3 protein-coding genes are annotated in these 6,393 nt (G+C 67.6%); all 3 read left to right on the top strand.

Features of this window, described 5'->3' with window-relative positions; translation table 11 throughout:
* Positions 1-685 precede the first annotated feature (685 nt).
* Positions 686-1,441, top strand: coding sequence for a hypothetical protein (locus tag ACFWI9_RS32240; RefSeq protein ID WP_387168243.1), 756 nt, complete (start codon positions 686-688; stop codon positions 1,439-1,441).
* Between the two features lie 544 nt (positions 1,442-1,985).
* Positions 1,986-5,825 (top strand): ALF repeat-containing protein, encoded by a 3,840-nt coding sequence (locus ACFWI9_RS32235; RefSeq protein ID WP_387168240.1) that lies wholly within the window; start codon positions 1,986-1,988, stop codon positions 5,823-5,825.
* 14 nt (positions 5,826-5,839) lie between these two features.
* Positions 5,840-6,103 (top strand): hypothetical protein, encoded by a 264-nt coding sequence (locus ACFWI9_RS32230; RefSeq protein ID WP_387168237.1) that lies wholly within the window; start codon positions 5,840-5,842, stop codon positions 6,101-6,103.
* The last annotated feature ends 290 nt before the right edge of the window (positions 6,104-6,393 follow it).

Here is a 6,393-nt window from a genome sequence, read left to right as displayed (position 1 = left end):
GTCCATGGACATGGACCGCGCACCGCCCCCTTCGCCGTTCCGGAGCCGCCGGTCGACCGTCCCCGACCCCACCGGGAAGCCCGGAGGCCATGGTTCGCCGGTGCCGTACAGGTACTCCCTGTCGCCCCTTCACCCCATGGAGACGCATCACGACCACGGCTGATCTGGCGGTCGAGATAGTCGATCAGTTTCGCCTCGCTGCGACGCAGGCGATCACGCTCATCTGCGGGAAGAGAGGCCAGTGGGTCGACAAGGGCATGCGCTCGGGGAACATGGACCATCGCACCTGAGTAGATCCGGCACCCGGAGCACCAGGCCAAGCCGACGCACCGCTCGAACATCGAGGACTCAGGAGGATGGAAACGGAACTGGTAGGAGCGGACGGCTGTCCCGCAGGCAGCGCAGATACGGCGTTCGCCATCCTTGGCCGTGTCCCAGGTCGCGACCTTGACCCAACGCTGCCGCCCGGCCGCTGCTCTTCAAGTGGTCATGCGCACCATCGTCCCTCACGGCCGTCTCGGATGGACCAGCGGTGTGCCCGAGTACGGCTTCGCCCGTGCGTCCGACGACGTTCGCGCACTCCGGAGCGAGCTTGCCGACTCTTCGAGGTCGCCTTCCAGGGCAAGAACCAGCAGGTGGCCATTAGCGTGGGCGATAACGGATACGTGATCGGAGCCGACATCACATGCCCCCCAAAGAGCCGCAGGAGGTACTGCTGCAGGCGCGTGGCAAGGCCTCGCCACTGTACGAGCCGGAAAATTCCTGCTCGCACGCCGAACTCGGTTCCTTCACACGGTATGTGGGCCTGAACGACTACAGGCTGTCCCTGCCTGCCGACCTGGCGGCGGCACTGCGGTCCTGGTCGCTGTCCCGTCCGCCAGAAAGTTTCGCCTCCCGGCGGGACCTGCGCAAGCACGCCGAACAGGGGCTCGCGACCGCCCAGGTACTGGCCGCGCACCTTGGTCCGTCATGGGCGGTGCGCTATTGGGACGAGCACCAGAAGACGGACAAGTGGGTGTGCTGGGGCTGCGACCGCCTCCATTGGCAGCGCGACCGCCGTGAAACACCGCCCCACCAGGTCCATCTGACGCTCGAAGGCGAGTTCCAGTACGGTCCGCTGCGCTCCGACGGATTCGGGGACTTCTTCCCCGATGACCCCGCCGCCGGGCTTCACCTGTCTGACCGGCTCGTCACCGACCTGTACGCGTGGGCGAAGAGCATCGACAGCACGTTGAACCGGGATGTACATGACCGGGTGGACGGTGCGTATGACGACGACTGGCAGAGACTGTTCCTCGAGGGAACGAAGTTGGCGGAACGGCTCGCGCATGAGGTCGGCCCTACCCGGACGGTGACGTACAAGGGCCTGGCGCACGGCGGGCTGGGCATGCTCACCTCGATCACCTGGCAAGGCGACCGACAGTTTCATGGCGGAACGTGAAGTGTTCTGTCACTCCGTCCCGCCCGACCCTGCTCCAATAGGAGGCGTCATCGAGGCGCGTGACGCCCACTACGGTTGGCACACCGCGTGTCGAGGGTCGTGCCTTCCCTCCCGGTCAGCAGTCGCTACGTCTACGCCGAAGCAGACAGAACACAGAATCCGCCAAATATGAAGATTCACGGGTGCAATCAAGGCCACACTCAGCCAGATCTTCACATCTCCAGCATTACAACTCCTATGATTTGCTGACCTTCCGTCGCTAATTGGACCTTCCGTAGCAGCGATCTCCATGCGATGATCTGCAGGCCTCAGGGGGCGGGGGAAGCGCGCACGAGCGGCGCGGCTGGGGGCCATTCCATACCTCAAACACCTGATTGACCATCAGGTGTGCTTCGACGCGATGCGTCCTGCCATGAAGACCGACTTATTCCTGGGGCGAGAACTGTTCCAAGAAGAGACGGACTGACCAATTTTGAGAGCATTTCTGGGGAAGGATCCGCGCGCACGACGCGCGGCCTTGACACGCGGCATGGCGGGCACTGCCTTGGCGACTGCCACATCCATCCTGGTGGGCCTGGTGTACGCGATGCCGGCGCACGCCGAACAGCAGGCGGACGAGCCCAGCGACTCGTGGTCCGCACGAAGCTACAAGCTCGGCTACGACGAGCGTTACAACCGTTGCCAGGTAGCCCGGGCGGTGCACTACGGCGGCCCGGAAATGAAGGCAGCCGCGAACAAGGCGCTGTCAGGAACCGACGCGGACGTAGCCGCTGCCTGGGGCCCGTTCGGCGGGCTCGGGACACCGCTTGGAGACGCACTCGATCGCGATCAGGCCGCCCAGGAGGCCCGCGGGAAGGCGTTCTCCGACCGGCAGAACAAACTCGACGCGACCAACAAGCCGTACGCCTCGACGAACTCCTCCGGTGGACGCGACTACCACGCGCCGGAGTTCGGTGAGGATCTCATCGCCTTCTCGAGAATGGAGCGCGAGCTCGCCTTCCAGGTTGGGGGAGATCCGATCCCCAGGGCGAGCACGGCGTCGCTGAAGAAGGCGCAGGAGATCTTCGACGCACTGAAGCCCGAGACCGTCGAAGAGGAATGGCTCAATCGCTTCGCAGCCAGCGAACTCTTTGGAGTAGGCGGTAAGGGAACGCCCGGTTCGGCCAATGACGTGGCCACTTTCCTGCGCTTCGGCACGTTCCCGAAGCAGGCGCCGGAGCCGGGCACCATGGAACACCGCACCGAGGTGGAGTTCCTGAAGGCGGCCTGGGCAGGGTGTGACGCCTTCAACCCCATCGACCCCCACCGTGTGTTCACGGGCGTCATCACCGACGCCCAAACGGAGTGGGAGGCGGAGTACGCATCGCAGACCACTCAGCGCAAGGACATCGTCGCTGCCGAGATCACGTCTTCCAAAGAAGTCCGGGTCGCAACCGAGGCGATGGTCGAAGCGATCCGGCAGGCCTGGCAGGCCGACCAGATCCTCTTCTTCCAGAAATACTGGGCTGCCAGGCCTGACAGCATCCTGAAGCCGAAGGCCGCGGTGTTCACCCAGGCCGCGAAGGACCTCGACGCGGCGCGCAAGGCAGCGGCGGCACAGGTTCCTATCGCGGACAAGGCCGTCGCGGCGGCGAAGACCGCGTCGGAGAAGGCGGACACGGTCCAGAAGGCGGCGTGGGCCATCGCGGACGCGGCCAAGATGCCGCGCGGCCGTGGCCTGGTGTACGCCCAGCAGTCGGTGCAGGTGGCCAAGGCTTCGTACGCAGCCGCCCAGGCAGCGTCGAAGACCGCCCTCACTGCGTCCAACGCCGCGAAGGCGACAGCCAGCGACAGCCAGACGCTGCTCGCGCTCGCCAAGACGCAGTCGCACGCACTGCAGACCGAGTTCCGCAAGGCCGCCGCGCAGGAAGCGGCGGCACAGGCCAAGGCTGCGGCTGACGCGGCGGACAAGCAGGCCAAGGAAGCTGCGGACAACGCCACCAAGGCGAAGAACGCACAGGCGACCGCGGAGAAGGAGGAAGCCACCGCCCGCACCCAGGCCGGAAAGGCCAGGGAACAGCGTGGAGTCGCCGAGGCCGAGCGGGACAAAGCCGCGGCGGCGCGCAAGGACGCCGCGCGGGAGCGTGGGAAAGCGCAGGCCTCAGAGGCGCGCGCCCAAGCAGAGCGGGTGAATGCCTCGACAGCGATGTTGACCGCCACATCTGCCGAATCCACGGCCGCGACGAAGCACGCGGCCGCGAAGGACGCCGAGGCGCGTGCCGCTCAGGCACGCGATGAAGCGGTCCGGGCGGAGCGGGAGGAGCGAGCAACAGCCGCGCGTGCCGCGGCCTTTGAGGCCGCTGCTGCCGCCGTGGACGGATCTGACGCCGCTGCCGAAACCCGGCAAGCCGCGACTGAGGCCCGGACCGCGGCCAATGAGGCCACTATCGCGGCAAAGGCCGCACGTACCGCAGCCAACGAGGCCGGCAGCGCCGCTGTCGCGGCCCGTGCAGCGGCGACGCGTGCGAAGGCAGCAGCAAGCAGGTCACGTGCCGCCGCAGACGGAGCCTGGTCCGCAGCATTGGCCACAAGTGCCGCCGCGGCCAATGCGCACGCCGCCGCAGCCGAGGCGATCGATGCCTCTGCCGCCGCCGCGCAGAACGTGAGAAGTGCCGAGGCCGAGGCCAAGAAGGCGGCCGTGGCCGCCGTCACAGCCCAGACTCGGGCTGCCGAGGCCAGGGATGAGGCGCGTAAGACTCGCGAGTGGGCCGCCGTCACAGCAGGCCACGCCATGGCCACCGCCCAGTTCGCGGTCGCTGCCCGGGATGCGGCAAAGCAGGTGACGATCTCTGCGGACAAGGCCATCGCCCTCGGTAGCCCCTATCGCGAAAGCGACGTTTCCGCCGCGTTCGCCGTACTCGTCGGCCAGGCGTCCAAGACGCTTGCCGAACAGCAAGCCGCCGCTGCCGAAGCCAAGGCCAAGGAGGCGACGAAGGCCGCTGCTGACGCCAAGGCGCTGGCCGACAAGGCCACCGCAAGTGCGAAGGCGGCCACTCAGGCCGCAGCCGCGGCAGCCGCGGATGCCGCACGCGCGGCCGAAGCGGTCAAACGGGCCAAGGCCTCCGCCGCCGAGGCGGCGAAAGCGGCCGAGGCCGCCAAGAAGGCCGACGCCAGAGCCGCCGAGTGGAGCAGGCAGGCAGGTGAGGACGCCTTCGCGGCCGACTCCGCCGCAAGCGCCGCCGAAAGCGAATCCGCCGCTGCCGACAGCGAGGCCACGGACGCCGAACGGGACGCGGGCAGTGCTCGCAGTGCTGCCGCGTCGGCGGAGAGCGACGCCGCTACCGCGCGACACAGCGCCGACCGCTCGGAAGGGTACGCGGTCGCGGCCGAGGACGCGGCACGGAACGCCGATGCCTCAGCGAAGGAGGCCGACCAGGCCGCCGAACGCGCCGAGGAGGCCGAGCGCGAGAGGCAGCGCAAGGAGCTGGCCGAGGCCGCCAAGAAGAACTCGAAGTACACCGATCCGCAACCCGGCGGCGGAGAACCCGGCAGCGGCGCGGAGGCCCTGGACGCGCTGGTCCTGCGGATGGCCACCGAGTACGCCCTGGAGCAGGCCGGGCTGAGCCAGGAGGAGCTGGCGCTGGCCCGGGAGCTCTCCGGCCAGGACCTCCTTGACTATCTGAAGGACAACGGCGCCGAGATCCTGGTGGAGCTGTTCGCAGAGGACATCAAGGAGTGCATCGACGACCCCGATATCGGGATCTGCATCTGGGCCATCGTCCAGAACGCGGGCCCAGTCAAGCTGGCGAAGATCGGGAGCAAGCTGCCGAAAATCGGCAAGGCCATCTGGGGCATCAAGGGGTTCCTGGAGAAGGTCGACAAGGCCCGCAAGAACGTCGACGCCGTCACCGAGAAGGTGGAGGACGCCAAGAAGCAGCTGGACCGACTCGGCCTCAGCTGTGACCGGGACTCCGGCGGCACCAAGCCGGGCCGTCAGTCGAAGGCGTCGGCCGTCCAGCGGTCAGCCGCGGCCTCCGGCGACAAGCCGAAGTCGGACACGGACTGCACGTTCCCCATCTACCGGACCCCGAAGACCGTGGATGTGGCCTACGAGAAGGCCCACGGCCCGAACCCGGCTCGAGGGGCGGAGGAAGGCAGCAACGGTAAAGTCTACTTCGGCGAGCAGAGCGTCGCCGCCGACTACTGGGGACGTGGCACGTACGCATCCGGCATGCTGAGGTACGACATGGACATGCAATTCTTGGTCCAGTTCGCCGACGCTGCCAAGCGCTACGACCGGAAGGGTCCGGGCGGACTGCCCAGAATCGAGTGGGAGATCGACTACAAGAAGCTGGCCGAGTTCAACTCCCTGACCGTCAAGCGCACCTGGATACCGAAGCCATGAGGAGGCCGAACGATATGCCCTCGATACTCGATCACGAATTCGACGTCCAGGTCGTCGCGGTACGCCCCTGGGGGCTTGATGTGCTACTCCCGGACGGCACCGCGGGGCTGATCGACAACACCAAGGACCCCCGCTGGCCGGACGGTGACCAGGAGGCAGCCGTCGGAACAGTGCTCCGCGCCGTTGTCCTGGACGACGAGCGCAGCCCCGTCCGGATGAGTGCCCTGGATGATGACCGGGCCATCGCCCGCTCCTTCAGGGAAGGCGCCGGCAGCTAGTCGCTCCAGTCCGGCTCGGCGAACCGCTGGCGGACCCGATGGGACGAGTGCGGCCACCGCATGATCATCGGTTGGTGTGTGGACAAACGAAGATCGTGCGGTGGCCGGGCGGGCCGTGGCATGGACCCTTCCCACCGGCGGACTCTGGGGGAAGCGTCCCCGGGGCCCCGCAGCAGACCTCGGAGTCACGCGGGCGACGCTGCGGGAACCGCTCGGCGTCACCGCCCCACACCATCGGCCACGAGACCAGCCGACCCCCGGACGCCACCGCCGCCGGGCAGGACCGGCTG

The sequence above is a fragment of the Streptomyces sp. NPDC127084 genome (assembly GCF_042724175.1).
In the GTDB taxonomy this organism is placed as follows: domain Bacteria; phylum Actinomycetota; class Actinomycetes; order Streptomycetales; family Streptomycetaceae; genus Streptomyces.
This window is presented reverse-complemented; position numbering and strand designations above follow the sequence as displayed.